Annotated in this window: 14 protein-coding genes and 1 pseudogene; 6 read left to right on the plus strand and 9 right to left on the minus strand. The window is 74.8% G+C overall.

The window, feature by feature from the left end; all coding sequences use genetic code 11:
* Nucleotides 1-12 precede the first annotated feature (12 nt).
* Nucleotides 13-750: a hypothetical protein gene (locus ACZ7IF_RS01155; RefSeq protein WP_470961127.1), complete on the plus strand. Its 738-nt coding sequence runs from the start codon at nucleotides 13-15 to the stop codon at nucleotides 748-750.
* 34 nt (nucleotides 751-784) lie between these two features.
* Here the strand turns inward: ACZ7IF_RS01155 and ACZ7IF_RS01160 are convergent, their stop codons facing one another.
* Complete coding sequence (locus ACZ7IF_RS01160) at nucleotides 785-1,126, minus strand: hypothetical protein (RefSeq protein WP_470961129.1); 342 nt, start codon at nucleotides 1,124-1,126, stop codon at nucleotides 785-787.
* Nucleotides 1,127-1,272: 146 nt separating this feature from the next.
* Here ACZ7IF_RS01160 and ligA point away from each other — a divergent pair.
* A pseudogene (gene ligA, locus ACZ7IF_RS01165) lies at nucleotides 1,273-3,329 on the plus strand (NAD-dependent DNA ligase LigA).
* On the opposite strand, the gene ACZ7IF_RS01170 reads toward ligA, so the two are convergent.
* The 3 genes from ACZ7IF_RS01170 to ACZ7IF_RS01180 all read right to left on the minus strand — a co-directional run bounded on the left by ACZ7IF_RS01170 (nucleotide 3,326) and on the right by ACZ7IF_RS01180 (nucleotide 5,543).
* Nucleotides 3,326-3,553, minus strand: coding sequence for a hypothetical protein (locus ACZ7IF_RS01170; RefSeq protein WP_470961131.1), 228 nt, complete (start codon nucleotides 3,551-3,553; stop codon nucleotides 3,326-3,328). The pseudogene ligA and the gene ACZ7IF_RS01170 sit on opposite strands and share 4 nt — an antisense overlap.
* Before the next feature lie 143 nt (nucleotides 3,554-3,696).
* Complete coding sequence (locus tag ACZ7IF_RS01175) at nucleotides 3,697-4,365, minus strand: response regulator (protein WP_470961133.1); 669 nt, start codon at nucleotides 4,363-4,365, stop codon at nucleotides 3,697-3,699.
* Entirely contained in the window at nucleotides 4,362-5,543 is a 1,182-nt protein-coding gene (locus ACZ7IF_RS01180; RefSeq protein WP_470961135.1) for a sensor histidine kinase, read from the minus strand. The genes ACZ7IF_RS01175 and ACZ7IF_RS01180 overlap by 4 nt, the downstream gene beginning before the upstream one ends.
* Before the next feature lie 301 nt (nucleotides 5,544-5,844).
* Between ACZ7IF_RS01180 and ACZ7IF_RS01185 the strand changes: the two genes are divergently transcribed.
* On the plus strand, nucleotides 5,845-8,001 hold the full coding sequence (locus ACZ7IF_RS01185) for an MMPL family transporter (RefSeq protein WP_470961137.1): 2,157 nt from the start codon (nucleotides 5,845-5,847) through the stop codon (nucleotides 7,999-8,001).
* Between the two features lie 72 nt (nucleotides 8,002-8,073).
* On the opposite strand, the gene ACZ7IF_RS01190 is transcribed toward ACZ7IF_RS01185, so the two are convergent.
* The 3 genes from ACZ7IF_RS01190 to ACZ7IF_RS01200 all read right to left on the minus strand — a co-directional run bounded on the left by ACZ7IF_RS01190 (nucleotide 8,074) and on the right by ACZ7IF_RS01200 (nucleotide 12,106).
* Complete coding sequence (locus ACZ7IF_RS01190) at nucleotides 8,074-9,867, minus strand: ABC transporter permease/substrate binding protein (protein ID WP_470961139.1); 1,794 nt, start codon at nucleotides 9,865-9,867, stop codon at nucleotides 8,074-8,076.
* On the minus strand, nucleotides 9,867-10,928 hold the full coding sequence (locus ACZ7IF_RS01195; RefSeq protein WP_470962277.1) for a quaternary amine ABC transporter ATP-binding protein: 1,062 nt from the start codon (nucleotides 10,926-10,928) through the stop codon (nucleotides 9,867-9,869). The genes ACZ7IF_RS01190 and ACZ7IF_RS01195 overlap by 1 nt, the downstream gene beginning before the upstream one ends.
* Nucleotides 10,929-11,131: 203 nt before the next feature.
* Nucleotides 11,132-12,106, minus strand: a complete 975-nt coding sequence (locus tag ACZ7IF_RS01200) for a SigB/SigF/SigG family RNA polymerase sigma factor (protein WP_470961141.1) — start codon at nucleotides 12,104-12,106, stop codon at nucleotides 11,132-11,134.
* Nucleotides 12,107-12,360: 254 nt separating this feature from the next.
* Here ACZ7IF_RS01200 and ACZ7IF_RS01205 point away from each other — a divergent pair, with 254 nt between their 5' ends.
* On the plus strand, nucleotides 12,361-12,630 hold the full coding sequence (locus ACZ7IF_RS01205; RefSeq protein WP_470961143.1) for a hypothetical protein: 270 nt from the start codon (nucleotides 12,361-12,363) through the stop codon (nucleotides 12,628-12,630).
* Nucleotides 12,631-12,676: 46 nt separating this feature from the next.
* Here the strand turns inward: ACZ7IF_RS01205 and ACZ7IF_RS01210 are convergent, their stop codons facing one another.
* Complete coding sequence (locus ACZ7IF_RS01210; protein WP_470961145.1) at nucleotides 12,677-13,459, minus strand: GntR family transcriptional regulator; 783 nt, start codon at nucleotides 13,457-13,459, stop codon at nucleotides 12,677-12,679.
* A 134-nt stretch (nucleotides 13,460-13,593) separates the two neighbouring features.
* Nucleotides 13,594-15,132 carry an IucA/IucC family protein gene (locus tag ACZ7IF_RS01215; RefSeq protein WP_470961147.1) on the minus strand — a complete coding sequence of 513 codons (1,539 nt, stop codon included), beginning with the start codon at nucleotides 15,130-15,132 and terminating at the stop codon, nucleotides 13,594-13,596.
* Nucleotides 15,133-15,244: 112 nt separating this feature from the next.
* Here ACZ7IF_RS01215 and ACZ7IF_RS01220 point away from each other — a divergent pair, with 112 nt between their 5' ends.
* Both ACZ7IF_RS01220 and ACZ7IF_RS01225 read left to right on the plus strand, forming a co-directional pair.
* Nucleotides 15,245-16,789: an IucA/IucC family protein gene (locus ACZ7IF_RS01220; protein ID WP_470962280.1), complete on the plus strand. Its 1,545-nt coding sequence runs from the start codon at nucleotides 15,245-15,247 to the stop codon at nucleotides 16,787-16,789.
* A gap of 57 nt (nucleotides 16,790-16,846) precedes the next feature.
* On the plus strand, nucleotides 16,847-17,509 hold the full coding sequence (locus ACZ7IF_RS01225) for a class I SAM-dependent DNA methyltransferase (protein WP_470961149.1): 663 nt from the start codon (nucleotides 16,847-16,849) through the stop codon (nucleotides 17,507-17,509).
* Nucleotides 17,510-17,631 lie beyond the last annotated feature (122 nt).

Genomic DNA, 17,631 nt, shown 5'->3' on the forward strand with positions numbered 1-17,631 from the left:
GAGGGTGACGGCATGGGCGACTGGTGGTACCGCAACATCCTGGAGCCGGGGAAACTGCCCCTGCTCCTGGCACTGTCGGCGTTCGTCGTGACCTTCGCGGTGACCCGGGTCGTCACCCGGATGATCCGGGCCGGAAAGGGACCCTTCCGCAACGTCACCCCGGGCGGCCTGCACGTGCACCACTGCGTCCCCGGGGTGATCCTGATGACCGTCGGCGGCTTCACCGCGATCGCGGGCGGCCGGGCCGGGTGGGGTTCCTGGCTGGCGGCCGTGCTGTTCGGGATGGGCACGGGCCTGGTCCTGGACGAGTTCGCGCTGATCCTGCACCTGAGCGACGTCTACTGGACCGAGGAGGGCACCCTCAGCGTCGAGGTGGTGGTCATGACCTCGGCCCTGGCCGGCCTGCTGCTGTGCGGGTTCCTGCCGCTGGGCGTGGACGGCCTGACCGAGGACCAGCAGGCGAACCGGCTGTTCCTCGGCGCCACCGTGCTGTTCAACCTGCTGCTGACGGCGGTGGCCCTGTTCAAGGGCAAGCCCCGGCTCGCGGTGTTCGGGATGGTCGTCCCGCTGATCGCCCTGTTCGCGGCGGTACGGCTGGCCCGCCCGGCCTCGCCGTGGGCGCGCCGCTTCTACGGGCACCGCCCCAGGACCCGGGCCCGGACCATCAAGCGGGCGTACCGGCACGACCGGCGCTGGGGCGGGCTGGAACGCCGGGTCGGCTACCTGATCGGCGGCACGCCCAGCCGGTAGCCGGCCGGTGGGCGGGCGCGCCGGGCGTCCGCGCTCAGGCGGAGGCGGGGGTCCCGTCGAGCTCCCACGCGTGGCGCTTGAACTCCCGCTGGAAGTCGGCGTGGTCCTCCCACTGGCGGGCGATGCCGCGCAGCACGTCCCAGTGGTGCTCCACCGACTGGTCGATGACCTTGCGCAGGAGCGGCTCGGCGGTCTCCCGCGTCCCGATGAGCCCCTTGACCGCGGAGGCCTCCAGCACGCTGTTGCGCAGCGCGCGCAGCGCCCGGGAGGTGTCGTCCATCGCGAAGCCGCGCTCGCTGCCGGTCTCCGCGTCGAACAGCGGGGTCAGCCGGGCCTCGATGAACGCGGTGATCCGCTCGAAGTGCTGCACGTCCATCAGGGTTCTCCCGTTCCCGCCGGCCGGCGCTCGGCGCACGGCACGGCTCATCGGTGCTGCTCACAGGTGTGTTCAGGTGCAGGATACGAGGTCTTCGCGGACGGCCGGACCCCGCCGTTGTCAGACCCGTGCGCGACGATCACGGCATGACGATCACCACCGCTTCCGCCCTGGCCGACCGTGACGAGTACGCGAGTGCCATCGCCACCGCCGTCAGGGCCTCCGCCGCCTACTACGGCTCGGGCGAATCCCCGCTCGACGACGCCTCCTTCGACCTGCTCGTGTCCCTGATACAGGCGTACGAGGCCGCGTACCCGGAGCACGTCGACCCGGCCTCCCCCACCGGCAAGGTCGCGGGCGGAGCGGTGCCGGCCGGGGAGGTGGCGCACACGGCGGCGATGCTCTCGCTGGCCAACGCCTTCGGCCCGCAGGACCTGCTGGACTGGGAGGCCTCGCTGGTCAGGCGCCTGGGCGGGCCCGTCACCGGCGGGTACGCGGTGGAGCCGAAGCTGGACGGGGCCTCGCTGGCGGCCCGTTACCGCGCGGGCCGGCTGGTCCAGCTGGTCACCCGGGGCAACGGCACCAGCGGCGAGGACGTCTCGCACGCCATCGGCACCATCGTGGGGCTGCCCCTGGAGCTGGCCGTGGAGGCCTCCTTCGAGGTGCGCGGCGAGGTGCTGCTGACGGCGGACCAGTTCGAGCGGGCGAACCGGATGCGCGTGGCGCACGGGGCGGGCCCCTTCTCCAACGCCCGCAACGGCGCGGCGGGCACGCTGCGTGCCAAGGGGCGGGCGTACACGGTCGAGATGACCTTCTGGGCCTTCGGCGCGGTGGAGCTGGAGGGCGGCACGGCCCTGCCGGGCACCACCCACTCCGAGGTCATGGCGTACGTGGCGGCGGCCGGTGTCCGGACGGCCGCCGACACGGCGGCCGGGCTGACCGTGACGGCCACCGCCGCCGGGGCGCAGGAGCAGGTGGACCGGATCGCGGGGATGCGCGCCGGGCTGCCCTTCGGGATCGACGGGGTCGTCGTCAAGCTGGACTCGCTGGCCGAGCAGGCGGCGGCCGGCACCGGCTCTCGCCACCCGCACTGGGCCACCGCGTACAAGCTGGCGGCCGTCGAGCGGCGGACCCGGCTGCTGGACGTGACCTGGGCGGTGGGCCGTACGGGGGTGCTCGCGCCGACCGCCGTGCTGGAGCCGGTGGAGGTGGACGGGTCCGTGGTGCGGCACGCCACCCTGCACAACCCCGCCGACATCGCGCGCCGTGGCCTGCTCATCGGCGACACGGTGACGGTCCACAAGGCCGGTGACGTGATCCCGCGCGTGGAGGCCCCGGTGGTGGAGCTGCGGACCGGGGCGGAACGGCCGGTCGTCCTGCCGGAGGTCTGCCCGGGCTGTCAGGGGGAGATCGACCGCTCGCAGGAGCGGTGGCGGTGCGCGCAGCCCGCCGACTGCGGGCGGATCGCCGCGATCCTGTACGCCGCCGGGCGCGACCGGCTCGACATCGACGGGCTGGGCGAGCGGTACGTGCGGGCCCTGGTGGAGGAGGAGGGGGTGCGCGACGTGGCGGACCTGTTCACCCTGGACCTGGCGGCGCTGGCGCGGGCCGCCGGGAGCGGGAAGCGGGCCGTGAAGCTGCGGAGCGGATCGAGGCGGCGAAGGCGCTGCCGCTGTCGCGGGTGTTCTGCGCGCTGGGCGTGATCGGGACCGGGCGGGGCATGTCCCGGCGGATCGCCCGCCACTTCGGGACGATGGAGGCGATCCGGGCGGCGGACGCGGCGGCGATGACCGGCGTGGAGCTGGTCGGGGAGACGAAGGCGGCGGCGATCGTGGCCCAGGTCGCGGAACTGGGCCCGGTCATCGACAAGCTGGCGGCGGCGGGCGTCAGCCCGGTCGAGCCGCAGGCCCCGGCCGTGGCCCCGGCGGGCGAGGGGGACGCGGGACCGCTGGCCGGCCAGACCGTGGTGGTCACCGGGAAGATGACCGGCGCACTGGCCGCGTACGACACCCGCGACCGGGTGCGCGAGCTCGTCGAGCGGGCCGGAGGCCGGTCTTCGAGCTCCATATCGGGGAAGACGACCCTGCTGGTGGCGGGCGAGAAGGCGGGGAGCAAGGTGGCCAAGGCCGAGGCGGCCGGGATCGAGATCCTCGGCGAGGAGGCGTTCGCCCTGCGGATCGCCGCGCTGCTCGGCACTCCCTAGGGCAGGGTGACGGCCAGGACGGGTGGGGCGGGGGACGTCCGGCGGTGGCCGCAGGGGTCGAAGACGAGGACGACCGGTTCGCCCGGGCGCTGGCGCCAGGAGATCCGCTGCGGCACGTCCGCGCACTGCGGACAGGGCGGCAGCGGGGAGGCCGGCGGGCCCGGTTCGGTCCGGCACGGGGGCGCCGCGGAGAGTACCGGCGGCGCGGTGTGCGGATCACGCATGGGGGGCTCCCTGGTCCGGCGGCTGTGCTCCTGGCACTGTGCCATGCGGGAAGCCCCCGGCGCACCGGCGGATCATCCAGTGTTCTGGCTGGTCAGGCGTGCGAGTGCCAGGGGAATTCCGGGTGTCTGCGGGCACTTGGTGATCAAGTGCTCCTCCGCTCGGCCTGGACCAGCCCCGTCTCGTACGCGGCGATCACCGCTTGGGCCCGGTCCCGTACGCCCAGCTTCCCGAAGACCGCGGTGATGTGGTTCTTGACGGTGGAGACGCTGATGTCCAGTTCCGCGGCTATCGCGGCGTTGTCCAGACCGCGGGCGAGCAGCCGCCAGATCTCCAGCTCGCGCGGGGTGAGGCCGTCGGGCGCCGCCGGGGAGGGCCGGGGTTCGCGCGGGGTGGTCCGTACGTAGGTGGAGATCAGCCGGGTCAGCAGCCTCGGCGCGACGGCGGCCTCGCCGGTGTGGACGGTGTGGACGGCCGCGATCAGCTCCTCCGGGGAGACGTCCTTGGGCAGGAAGCCGCAGGCGCCGGCGCGCAGGGCGGCGACCACGTACTCGTCCATGTCGAAGGTGCTCAGCGCGAGCACCCGGGCCCCGGGCCGGACTTCGGCCAGCCGCCGGGTGGCGGCCACTCCGTCGAGGACCGGCATGCGGATGTCCATGACCACCACGTCGGGCCGCAGCTCCTGGGCGAGGGCCACGGCCTCGGTGCCGTCCGCGGCCTCGCCGACGACCTCGATGTCCGGTTGGGGGGCCAGGATCAGGGCCAGGCCGCGCCGTACCAGCGGCTGGTCGTCGGCGATCAGCACACGGATCATCGGCGGAGTTCCTCTCGTTGCGGGTGGGGCTGGTGGTGCGTTTCGGGGGCCGCCGGTACGGGGAGGCGGACCGCGACCCGGAAGCCGCCGCCCTCCAGGGGTGCGGCCTCCAGGGTGCCGCCGTGCAGGACGACGCGTTCCCGCATGCCGATCAGGCCGTACCCGCCGCCGCGGTACGGGCGCCGGGCCGCGCCGTCGGCGGGGCCCTCGTCGCAGACCTCGACGGCGACCTCGTCCGGTCCGTAGGTCAGCCGTACCCGGGCGGGGGCGTTCCCGGCGTGCTTGCGGGCGTTGGTCAGGGCCTCCTGCACGACCCGGAACACCGTCAGGCCGACGGTGGGCGGCAGCGGTCGGGCGGGGCCGCTCACGGTGAGTTCGGTGTCCATCCCGGCGGCCCGGGACTCCGTGACGATCCGCTCCAGGTCCCCGGCCCCGGGCTGCGGGGCCGGCACGGCGGTCTCCGCTTCCTCCCCGGCCCGCAGGACGTCGAGCAGCTGCCGCATCTCGCCGAGGGCCATCCGGCCGGAGCCCTCCAGGGTCACCAGCGCCTCGCGGGCGGCCTCGGGGTCGTGGGCGAGGTTGGCCCGGGCCCCGCCGGCCATCAGCTGCATGGTGGTGATGTGGTGGGCGACGATGTCGTGCAGCTCCCGCGCGATGCGGCGGCGTTCGTCGGCCACCGCCCGTTCGGCGAGCAGGGCCCGCTTGGCCTCGGCCTCCGCCTGCCAGCGCCGGGCGACGAGGCCGGTGGTGACGACGAGCAGGGTCGCGGCCGTGTTGGCGAGGAGGCCGTAGCCGGGGTCGAGGAGCCGGCCGCCCTGTCCCAGGCTGGTCAGCGGCGGTGTCACGAGGACGGCGCACACCACCACGGGCGTCGGGCAGGCAACGGCGACCGAGTACAGGGCGACGGCCGGGGTGAGTCCGAAGTGCGGGGAGACCGAGGTGGCCACGTTCACCACCGCGACCAGGAGCAGTACGACCGTGAGCGTCACCACGGGGTGGCGGCGCCGGGCCAGCAGGGCCAGGGCCGAGGCCACCACGAGGAACGCGGCGGTGACCCCCAGCGGAGCGCCCTCGGACTGGGTGTCGAAGGCGAAGCCCGTGAGGTCCACGGCCGCCGCGCCGACCGCCACCAGTGCGTCGTTGCGCGTCCACGTCAGCCTCTCGGCGTGCGTGCCCATCCCCTCGGCCCCTTTCCCCCGGACCGCCGTGGGGCCGCCCTCGTGGATCCATTCTCCCATCGGGCCGGGTGGCGGACACCGGCCGCGGGGACCGGTCCCGACCAGGACCAGGGTCCTGGTCGGGGCCGGATCCCGGACCGTGGTCCCGGCGGCGTTCTCCTTCTCCACCAGGACGTTTTCCCGCCCGGCCGCTGATGGTCTGGATACCGGCCGGGCACTCCGGCCGTGATCCGCACGGACAGACCGGAGGAGAACAGTGATCCGCGCCCTGACGGGATGCTCGACGAGGAACCCATGGAAGGTGATCGCCCTGTGGGCGGTGCTGGGCATCGGGCTGACGATCCTGGGCCAGGTGTTCGTCTTCCGCGCCACCCAGCCCGGCAACGACGGCTTCCTGCCCGCCTCCTACGATTCGGCGGCCGCGCTGCGGATCTCCGAGAAGAGCTTCGGCGCCCGGCCCGACTCCGACCCGCTGACGGTCCTGGTGGCCCGTACCGACGGGGCGGCGCTCGGCGCTCCCGACGAGCGCCGGATCGAGGAGGTGTCGCAGCGGCTGGCCCGGCAGAGGGTCGTCATGCCGAAGAACGAGGAGGATCCGCCCTTCATGGAGGACCACTCCCAGACGCCCCGGATCGGGGCCGGGATGACGGCCCCGGACCGGTCCTTCCGGCTGCTGTCGGTGGAGTTGAAGGGCAATCCGCAGGACCCCGGGGTGCAGAGCACCTACAAGGAGTTCCGCGAGCGGGCGCGGGCCGCGTTCGGTGAGGCGGGCCTGCGGACCGGGTTCACGGGCGGGCTGGCCGCCACGGTGGACACCGCCGACGCCGAGAAGACCCGGTCGACGGTGGTCGGCGCGGTGGTGATGGGGCTGATCGTGCTGCTCCACGTACTGGTCTTCCGCAGTGTGTTCGCCGCGCTGCTGCCCCTGCTGGCGATGGCGGTCATCGGCGGCGGCGCGGCCGGGGCGGTGGTCATGGCGTCGGTGGCGAGCGGCATCCGGCTGGCCCCCTCCACCCCCGGGCTGATCAACGTGGTGCTCATGGGCATCGGGATCGACTACTTCCTCTTCCTGCTGTTCCGCTTCCGCGAGCAGCTGCGCCGGCACCCCGCGCAGAGCGGGCGCGAGGCGGCCGCGGAGGTCGCGGGCCGGGTGGGCACGGCCGTCACCTCGGCGGCGCTGACGATCGTCGCCGCGTTCGCCACCCTCGGGATCGCCTCCTTCGGCCAGTTCCGGGTACTGGGCCCGGCGATCGCGTTGTCGGTGCTGGTGATGCTGCTGGGCAGCCTCACCCTGATGCCCGCGCTGCTGGCCGTGACCGGCCGGAAGATGTTCTGGCCCTCGCGCGCCCTGGAGCGCGAGCCCCGTGAGGGTGCGGCGGGCCGGCTCGGCAGGCTGACGGCCCGGCGCCCGGTGGCACTGGTCCTCGCCTCGCTGGTGCTGCTCGGCGCCCTGACGGCGGGTCTGGCCGGGATCCGCATGGACTACGGGCAGTCCGGCGCGGGCGGCGAGCGGACCGCGGCGGTGGAGACGGCGGCGGAGATCTCCCGCGCCCTGCCCGCCGGGGTCTCGGACCCGACGAGCGTGCTCGTCGCCGCGAAGGACGGCGCCCCGCTCGGCGCGGAGCGCGTGGCCGGGCTGGCCGGGGCGCTCGCCCGGGTCCCCGGGGTGGGCCGGGTCGCGCCGACGGTGCTGAGCGAGGACGGGAAGGCGGCCCGGATCGACCTCCTGCTGAACGTCGAATCCGGCGGGCAGCAGGCCCGCGACCTGGTCTCCGGGCCGGTCCGGGAGACGGTCCGGGCCAACCTGCCGGCCGGGACCGAGGCCCATGTCGGCGGCACCGCTTCGGTGTTCGCGGACATCGCGGTGGCGGTGGACAAGGACCTGAGGGTCATCTTCCCGGTGGCGGCGGTGCTGATCGCGGTGATCCTGCTGGTGCTGCTGCGGAGCGTGCTCGCGCCGGTGGTGCTGATGCTCGCGGTCGGGCTCGGCTTCGCGGCCACGCTGGGGGCCTCTGCGCTGGTCTTCCAGCACGGTCTGGGCCGGCCGGGCGTGGACTTCACGCTCCCGCTGGTGCTGTTCCTCTTCGTGGTGGCGCTGGGCACCGACTACAACATCCTGATCAGCGACCGGCTGCGGGAGGAGATGGAACGCCCCGGACCGGCGCGCGCCGCGGTGGCCCGCGCGGTGCGGCACACCGCGCCGGCGATCGCGACGGCCGGACTGGTCCTCGCCGCGTCCTTCGGCAGCCTGGCCGTGAGCCCGCACGCCGGGACCCAGCAGACCGGTTTCGCGACGGCGGTCGGGATCCTGCTGTCCGCGTTCGTCCTGTCGGCCGTGCTGGTGCCGGCGCTGGCCGCGCTGCTGGGCCGCTCCCTGTGGTGGCCGCTGCGCCCTCGGGTGCGCGGCGAGGAGCGCCGGGCGGCCCGCCCGGGAGCCGACCGGGTGCCGGTGGGCTGAGCCGCGTACGCACGCGCCGGGGCGCCCGGGACATCCCCTGCGGGTGTCCCGGGCGCCCCGGCGCGTGCCCGGTCAGGCGAGCGCGGCCACCTCCGGGTGGTCGGCCAGCCAGGCCCGGACGGCCTGCTGCTCCTTGCCCTTGCCCGTCTCCTGGATCTTCGCCTCCAGGCCGGTGAGCTGGGCCTCGGTCAGCTTGAACGAGCGCAGCCAGGCGGCGATCTCGGGCTCGTCGGCGGCGAAGCCCTTGCGGGTGAGGGTGTGGATGCCGTCGCCCTCGCCCCAGACGCCCTTGGGGTCGGCCAGCTTGGTCAGCTCGTAGGTGGAGTACGCCCAGTGCGGGGACCACAGCACGCTCACCACGGGTTCCTTCTTCTCGTAGGCCCGCTTGAGTTCGGCGAGCATGCCCGGGGTGGATCCGTCGACGACCTGGTACTCCCCTTCGAGTCCGTACTCCTTGAGGACCTTCTCCTTCAGTACGGACATGGCTCCGGCGCTGGGCTCGATGCCGATGATCCGGCCCTTGAACCGTGCCCCCTTGCCCTTGAGGTCCTCCAGGGACCGCACGTCCTTGACGTACGAGGGGACCGAGAGCTCGATGGAGGTGGGCCCGTACCAGGAGCCGAGGTCGTCCAGCTCGTCCCCGTACTTCTCCCAGTACCGGGCCTGGGTGACGGGCAGCCAGGCGTCGGTCTGGAAGTCGACCTGGCCGCCGGCGAGCCCGGTGAACAGCGCGCCCAGCTCCAGCTGCCGGGCGTCCACCCGGAAGCCCCGGCGTTCCAGCAGCTCCTTCCACAGGAAGGTGGAGGCGATGCCCTCGTCCCAGGGGATGTAGCCGATGCTGACCTTCCGGCCCTTGCCGGTGTTCTCGGCGCCGGTCGCGGGCGCCGGCGATCCGGAGCCGCCGAAGGTGCTCAGTCCGCCTGCGACGAGGGCGAGGACGACGGCAGCGGTGACGGCGTACGCGGGCTGCGGGCGGTGGTTCCACAGCCGGGCCGTGCCGCTCGCGGCGGACCGGGCCAGGGCCTGTGCCCGGCGGCCGACCGGGGAGACCTGGCGGCCCAGGGCTCCGGTCATCCGGTCCAGGTACATGGCGAGGACGACGATGGACAGGCCGGCTTCGAAGCCGAGGCCGATGTCGACGCTGCCGATGGCCCGGTAGACGGCCCCGCCGAGTCCGCCGCCGCCGACCATGCCGGCGATGACGACCATGGACAGGCCGAGCATGATGACCTGGTTGACGCCCGCCATGATCGTGGGCAGGGCCAGCGGCAGCTGGACGCGTACGAGGGTGTCGCGCGGGGCGGTGCCGAAGGCTTCGGCGGCCTCGACCAGTTCGGCGTCCACCTGGCGGATGCCGAGCTCGGTCATCCGTACGCCCGGCGGCAGCGAGAAGATGATCGTGGCGATGATCCCGGGGACCACGCCCACGCCGAAGAAGATGATGCCGGGGATGAGGTAGACCATGGCCGGCATGGTCTGCATGAAGTCCAGCACGGGCCGCAGGGCGGCGCTGACCCGGCCGGAGCGCGCGGCCCAGATGCCCAGCGGGAGGGCGAACGCCAGCGTGACGAGGGTGGCGACGAGGACCAGGGACAGGGTGGACATGGCCTCGTCCCACAGGGCCACGGAGTCCACGAGCGCGAAGGCCCCGAAGGCGAGCAGGCCCGCGAGGAGGCCGCGCAGCCACCAGGCGGCGAGGGCGAGGAGGCCGGCGAAGAGCAGCGGGTCGGGGGCGGACAGGACGGCGTTCATGCCGTCGTAGAGGCCTCCGACCAGGGCGCTGACGGTGTCGAAGAGCCAGGACAGGTGGCGCTGGAGGAGGTCGACCGCGCTGTCGGCCCAGGCTCCGAGGTGCAGGCGGGGCATCAGGCGGCCACCTCCGCGCAGGCCATCGGGGGCCGTTGCTCGTCGCCGATGAAGGCGACGAGCCGGTCCTTGGGCACGGAGCCGACGACGGATCCGTCCGCGCCGGTGACGGCGACCGGGTGGGGGACCCGGGCGCTGACGGAGCAGAGGTCGGCGAGCGGGGTGTCGGCGCTGACCGTGGGGCAGGCGCAGGCCTCGGCGCCCTCGGCGGGGACGTCCATGACGGCGTCGGCGGTCAGGACGCGGGAGCGGTCGACGTCCTGGACGAAGGAGGCGACGTAGTCGTCGGCGGGGCGGGTGAGGATGTCCTCGGCCGTGCCCTGCTGGACGATCCGTCCGTCGCGCATGACGGCGACCCGGTCGCCGAGGCGCATGGCCTCGTTGAGGTCGTGGGTGATGAAGACGATGGTCTTCTTCAGGGTCCGCTGGAGTTCGAGGAGCTGGTCCTGCATGTCGCGGCGGATCAGCGGGTCCAGGGCGCTGAAGGACTCGTCCATCAGGAGCAGGTCGGCGTCGGTGGCCAGCGCGCGGGCCAGGCCGACGCGCTGCTGCATGCCGCCGGAGAGCTCGTCGGGCCAGGAGTTCTCCCAGCCGCCGAGCCCGCACAGCGCGAGCGCCTCGGCGCCCCGGCGTTCGCGCTCGGCCCGGGGGACGCCCTGGACCTCCAGACCGTAGGCGGCGTTGGCCAGGACGTCGCGGTGCGGGAAGAGCGCGAAGTGCTGGAAGACCATGGAGACCTTGGTGGAGCGTACGCGGCGCAGCTCGCGCGGGGTCAGCGCGGTGAGGTCCTCGCCGTCGAAGAGGATGCGGCCGGAGGTGGGCTCCAGCAGTCCGTTGAGCATCCGCAGGAGGGTGGACTTGCCGGATCCCGACAGGCCCATGACGCCGAAGATCTGGCCGGGCTCGACGCGGAACGAGGCGTCGATCACCGCCGCCGTGGTGCCGTCGGCGCGCAGCTCGTCGCGGTCGGCGCCGCGTTCGAGCGCGCGGACCGCGGCCGCCTGGCGGTCGGGGCGTCTGGCGAACACCTTGTAGACGTGCTCGGCCTGGAGCGTGGACACATGCACCTCGCGGGTCGTACGGGGTCCGGCCCGCCGCCGGAGGCCGCGGGCCGGGGAGCGGGGCGGGATCGGCCCGCGCGGTCCGCACTCCGGCCCAGCGGCCGGAGCATGCGGTTCCGCTCCAGCGGCCCGCATGCCCGGCCTTCACCGCCGCAAACGGCGAAGTGATCCAACTCACGCCGCGGGGGAGCGTCGGCGGAGTGTCAGCCGCCGTGGCCCCCGGAGCCCGGCCCGGGGTCGGCCAGCATGGAGGTGCGCAGGTGGGCGAGGAGCCGGGTGAGGAGCCGGGAGACCTGCATCTGTGAGATGCCGAGGGCGGCTCCCATCTGGGCCTGGGTCAGCTCTTCGCCGAAGCGCATCCGCAGCATGGTGCGCTCGCGGTCGCTGAGCCGCTCCAGCAGCGGGGCCAGGGTCTGGATGTCCTCGACGAGCTCCAGGGCCGGCTCCTCCTCGCCCAGGACCTCGGCGAGGGTGTGGCCCTCGGCGGGGCCGTCGCCGTGCTCGGCGTGCGGGGCGTCGAGGGAGCCGCTGGTGTGCCCGTTGGCGGCGACCAGGCCCTCTATGACCTGCTCCTCGGTGAGGTCGAGGTACGCGGCGAGGTCGCGGACCGTCGGCGAGCGGTCGAGCCGGACCGTCAGCTCCTCCTTCGCCTTGGCGATGTCGATGCGCAGCTCCTGGAGGCGGCGCGGGACGTGGACGGCCCAGGCGGTGTCGCGGAAGTGCCGTTTGATCTCGCCCGTGATGTACGGCATGGCGAGGGTGGCGAACTCGTTCTCGCGGGCCGGGTCGAACCGGTCGATGGCCTTGATCAGACCGATGGTGCCGACCTGGACGAGGTCGTCGACGTCCCCGGCGGCCCCTTCGGCGCGGCCGCGGAAGCGGCGGACGGCGTACTGGACGAGCGAGGCGTTCATCTCGATCAGGGTGTTGCGCACGTACTGGTACTCGGGGGTGCCCTCTTCCAGCTCGCGCAGCCGCCCGAAGAACACCTTCGACAGCTCCCGCGCGTCCGCCGGGGCCACCTCGCGGGGTTCGTCGATGCGGGGCAGCCCGGCCGCCCGGGCGGCGGCCCGGCCGCTGTGGCGGGGACCGGGGAGAAGGGGGCCGGGGAGAAGGGGGCCGGCGGTGCGGGCCTCGGCGGGGTCGGCGGTATGGGAGGGGCGGGCGGGGACCGGCATGGGGGTTCGCTCCTTGGGCTGGTCGGCTTGCGGCGCGGGACCTTGACTGCCCTCGACTCTGGACCGGATCCGCTCACACGTCAAGAAATACCGGAATTGCTTTTCACGTCTTGTATCACGTGAACCGGGTGCCGCATCATGGCCGCATGGGGAGCCCGACGCGCCGAGAAAACTGGACATTTCTGACAAATCACGCCCGTGTCCTGGTGACTCTCGCCCGGGATCCCGCGGCGCGTGTGAGGGATGTCGCCCTCGTGTGCGCGCTCACCGAGCGCACGGTCCAGGCGATCGTGACCGACCTCGAATCGGACGGGTACCTGCGGCGCGTGCGGGACGGGCGGCGCAACCGGTACGAGATCTCGGCGGGAGCCATGTTCCGGCACCCCGCCGAGGCGGGGGTGCAGGTGGCCGGCCTGCTCGCGCTGCTCACCGGCGCCCCCGGCGCCCCCGAACCCGCAGCACCGCACGTCCCGGCCGCCCCCGCCGTCCCCGCCGTCCCCGCCGTCCCGGCCGTCTCCGAGTAGGCCGCGCCGTCCCGAAGTGGGCCCCGCCGCCCGCCCCGTACGTGCGCTACGTCACACGGAAGGCGATCGCCTCGGGCTCGCGGTGGAAGGTCAGCCGGTCCCAGTCGGTGAACGCCAGGTCCGTGACGGCCAGCAGCCGCCCGGAGCCGTCGTGCACGGTGCGGCGTACCGACAGCCCGCAGGCGGACACGGCGCCGGCCGGGTGGCTGGTGCGGGTCATGGTGATGGTCTCCGAGGTCCGGCCGCGCGCGGCGGCCCGCTCCAGCCAGCGGTGCAGCGGCCGCAGGTCCTCGCCCCGGGCCGCGTCAGGCCGGTCGAGGTAGGCCGCCAGCTCCGGGGTGCCGGCCACGGTGCGCGGGCAGAGGTACGTCACCGTGTGCCGGACCGCGCGCCCGCCCGGGCCGTAGACGTGGTGGTGGTGCACCAGGGTGCGCTCCCCGCCGCCCATCCCGAGCAGCGCGGCGAGCGAGGGCGGCACCGTCACCAGGGCGAGCCGGGTCCGGGTGAGGCGGGGACCGGGACCGTCCCGCCGGGCGGGTGCGGTCCGGGAGCCGGCGCGGGCGGCGGATGCGGCGTACCCGGAGCCGGGGAGGACCGCGGCCCGGGTGCCCCGGCGGCCGGTGACGACGAGTCCGTCGGCCCGCAGCTCCTGGAGGGCGGCCCGGACGGTCTGCCGGTTGACCTCGTAGCGGGCGGCCAGGGTGCGCTCGGAGGGCAGTCTGCCGCCGGAGGTGCGGGCGGCGCGGTGGAGTTCGTCCCGCAGCTGTGCGGCGATCCGCTGGTACTTGGGCATGGCGGCCGGGCCGCCGCCCCGCGAAGGGGAGGGCATGACTTCTCCTCTGACGGGTGGTCAAGGACTGCGCGGTCTGCCCGACCAACCTAGCATTGGTCTATACCTTTCGGTACGGAGGTTCCGGCGGCCCGGCCCACCTTGGCCGAATCCCACGCCCGTTCGCCGCCCGCTCATTCCCCCCGCAGCGGGTTGGGCAGCGGCAGGTAGCGCGCGTCGGCGCCGTCCGCCCGGGTCCAGCGCAGCAGGAGGTTCGTCTTGGCCGGAAGAGCCGGGGCCGTGAGCAGCTCCGCGATCTCCGGCAGGCCGTAGGCGGCGTCGTAGCGCAGCAGCTCCTCGCGGACCGCCGGCCACACCGCGCCGGCCGCCTCGGGGTGCCGCTCGGCCAGGGCTCCGCCCACCTCCGCGAGGTGGTTGACGACCAGGCAGTACACGAGCCGCTGCCAGGCGCCCTCGCGCGGCATGTCCCCAGGGAGTTTCACGCCCTCCGCGTCGCGGAAGAGGGCCTGCACCGGCACGCCCCGGTCGTCCACGGCGACCAGGCAGTTCTGGAGGTGGGCCTCCAGCACGATCCCGTGCCGGGCGAACAGGTCCAGGACCGGAGGCACGACATGGCTCAGGTACGCCCGCCACCAGCCGGCCGGGTCGGGCGCGGCCTCCAGCGGGCTGCCCGGGAACCCCTCGGCGAGGGCGGCGGACAGCAGCGGCACGGCGCCCGCCGCCACCCCGGTGCGCAGGCCGTCACGGACCAGGACGGCCAGTTCCTCGAAGGCGAAGGCGGCGGTGCGGTACCCGCGGTCGCTCAGCCACACCGCGGCCGATCCGGTACGGCGGCGCAGATCGGCGAAGCCCTCCTCGACGGCGGAGTCGGTGCGGCGCAGCTTCAGCAGGTCGTGGCGCCACAGCCGGCGCACGTCGTTGGTGATCCGGACGTCGAGGCTGAACTTCGCGAACAGGTCGGCGTCCGGACCCGGGGCGTACACGGTCCGCACGGAGGCGGTGGGCCACACCCGCAACCGGGTCGGCCCGAGCCGCAGCAGGCGTCCGTCGGCGAAGGCCTCGCGCAGCTCCCGGCGTCCGGCGGTCAGCTCCAGCTGCCAGGGGTGCGCGGGCAGCGCCCGGTAGCCCGCGGGCGGGCGGGGGCCGTCGAGGATCCCGGCCAGCGCGTCGACCGCGTCGGCGGCGGCCCGGCCGCCCTCCTCGGCCACCTGGTCCTCGCGCAGCCCGAGCATCACGAGCGGGAAGCGGGCGTGCGCCTCGGGGGCGTACGGCAGCCAGCTCGCGGCGGGCGCGCCGCCCCGGGCCTTGGGGGCGGGGTGGTGCGGATGGCCCATCACCAGGGCCTGTTCGGACAGGACGTACGGGTCCCCGGGCGCCTCGGCGGACGCCCGGGCTGCCAGCAGCGCCGCGACGGCCTCGCGGCTGTCGTCGATCTCACCGGGCAGCTCGTCGTTGGAGACGCCGGTGCAGCGGTGCAGTTCGTCGGAGACGAGCTTGACCAGCTCCGCGTGGCTCAGCGGATGCCAGCCGTCCGCCGTGTCCAGCTCCGCGCCGGCCGGACGGCGCCCCCCGGAGACCCGCAGCAGCCGGCCGCTCCCGCGCAGCCGGTGGACCTGCCCGTCCACGGCCTCGCCCACCTCCCTGAGCAGGCAGTTCAGGAGCGGGGCGGCACTGTGGGCGTCGGCGGCGGTGTTGAGGTCCACTGGTTCCATTCGGTCCGTCTGCGGTGTGCCGGCGGTGCGCGCGAAGGACCACCGGCCGTGATCCTCAGTATCCGCGATGATGACGTGATCATCGGTTGACCGACCCGAAAGGACCGGACCCCTGGACCGCAGCAGGCACGTTTCCCCGCCCGACCCCGGGCACTCCCCCGCCACCGCCGCCGAGGAGGCCGTCGCCGTCGCGCTGGCCGGCGTACGGCCCGGGCTGGAGGCCGCGTACGAGGCCGCGCTGGACGGGGCCCGCTCCGCGGTGCTGACCCGGCTGTGGCGGGCGCTGGCCTTCGAACCGCTGCCGTGGGTGGTGCGCCGGGAGCACGGGCCGGACTCGCTCACCCTGCTGCTGGCCGGGGGCGGGCGGCTGGAGGGGCCGCGCGCCGACCCGTACGCGACGGGCTCGCGGGTCGGCGAGGTGCGGCTCGACGGGCGGCCCCACCGGCAGGCGGCCCGGCTGGTCGAGGCGCTGCGGGTGCCGCACGGCGCCGCCTTCGCCGCCGAACTCGACGACAGCACCGCCTCCCTGGCCCTGTCCCGGGCCGGGCAGCCGGGCGGGGAGCAGCCGGAGCCGTCGGCCGGGTGGGAGTGGGAGCAGCGGGTGGTGGACGGGCACCCGTACCACCCCAACTGCCGCTCCCGGCCCGGTTTCACGGTGGCGGAGCAGCTGGCGTACGCGCCGGAGCACCGGCCGGTGGTGGAGCTCGGGCTGGTCCCCGTACGGGCGGCGGAGTGCCTGGTGGCCGGAGAGTGGCCGGAACACCTGCGCGACGGGGACCGGATCCTGGTGCCGGTCCACCCCTGGCAGGCCGAGCACGTCCTGAAGGGCGAGGAGGTCCTGCCGGGGTTCGCGGCGCACCCGCTGATGGCGCTGCGCACGCTCGCCCCGGCGGCGGGCGGCCCCCATGTCAAGACCGCGCTGAGCACCCGGCTGACCTCCTCCGTCCGGGACATCTCGGCGTACTCGGTGGAGACGGCCGCCGTGGTCTCCGCCTTCGCCCACGCCCTGACCGAACGGCTCGACGGCCGGCTGCACATCACCCGCACCCTGGGCGCGGCCACCGCGTACAGCCCGGACCTGGCGGCGGTGCTCCGCGAGCCCCCGGAGGCGTACGCGGGGCCCGGCGAGCGGGTCGTGCCGGTGGCGGCCCTGGCGGGTACGGAGTTGGCCTCTTCGGCCGCCTGGCGGGACGCGTTCGCCCGGCTGGCGCTGTCGGTGTGCCTGCGGGTGCTGGACCTCGGGGTGGCGCTGGAGGCCCACGGGCAGAACCTGCTGGTGGTGCTGGCCGCCGACGGGAGCCCGCTGCGGCTGGTCTACCGTGACCTGGCGGACATCCGGATCAGCCCGGCCCGGCTCGCCCGGCACGGCCTGCCGGTGCCGCCGCTGGCGGGGCGGCTGGTCACGGACGACGAAACGGTGCTGCGGCGCAAGCTGTTCGGCTCCCTGGCGGCCGGGGCCATCGCTTCGACGGCGGGTTCGGCCGGGGCCTTCGCCGACTGCCTCGCGGCCGGGCTGGACGGTGCGGCGCCCACCGCCGACTCGGCGGCGCTGCGGAGCGGGCGGCTGCCGGTGAAGGCACTCACGCTGATGCGGCTGAGTCCGGGGGTGCCGGGCGACCAGTGGGCGGAGCTGCCCCCGCCGCTCGCCGGGGGCTGACCGGCCGGGAACCGCCGGGGGTGAGCCGGGCGGCCGGGCGGGCTACTGTTCAGGGGCATGACACAGACCTCGCGCCTCAGTGCCGTCCAGGCGTCCTACGACACCGTCGCGGTCGACTACGCCCGGCTGCTGAGCGGCGATCTGGAGGGCCGGCCCCTGGACCGGGCGGTGCTGAACGCCTTCGCCGAGTACGTGCGCGGCGCGGGCGGCGGGGCGGTCGCCGACCTGGGCTGCGGCACCGGCCGGGTGACGGCGTACCTGGACGGCCTCGGCGTACGGGCCTTCGGCGTCGACCTGTCCCCCGCGATGGTGGCGGTGGCCCGGCGCAGCTATCCGGGACTGCGGTTCGAGGTGGGCAGGATGGCCGGGCTGGACATGGCGGACGGGGTGCTGGGCGGGGTCCTGGCCTGGTACTCCACCGTGCACACGCCGCCGGTTGAACTGCCCGCCGTCTTCGCTGAGTTCGCCCGGGTGCTGGCGCCGGGGGGCCATGCACTGGTCGCGTTCGAGGCGGGGGACGAGCGGCGCCGGCTGGAGCACGCCTACGGGCATCCGGTCGACCTCGACGTGTACGGGACCCCGCCGGAGCTGATCGCCTCGCTGCTGGCCGGGGCCGGGCTGGCGGAAGTCGCCCGGACGGTACGGGAGCCCGGCGCGCGCGAGCAGGGACCACAGGGGTTCCTGCTGGCCCGCAAGGGCCGGCGGGAACCGGCCGCCTGAGGCGCGGCCGCCCGGGCCGGGACGCGACCGCGGGGGGGGGGGGGGGGGGGGGGGGGGGGGGGGGGGGGGGGGGGGGGGGGGGGGGGGGGGGGGGGGGGGGGGGGGGGGGGGGGGGGGGGGGT

Source organism: Streptomyces sp. NPDC037421 (assembly GCF_055602105.1).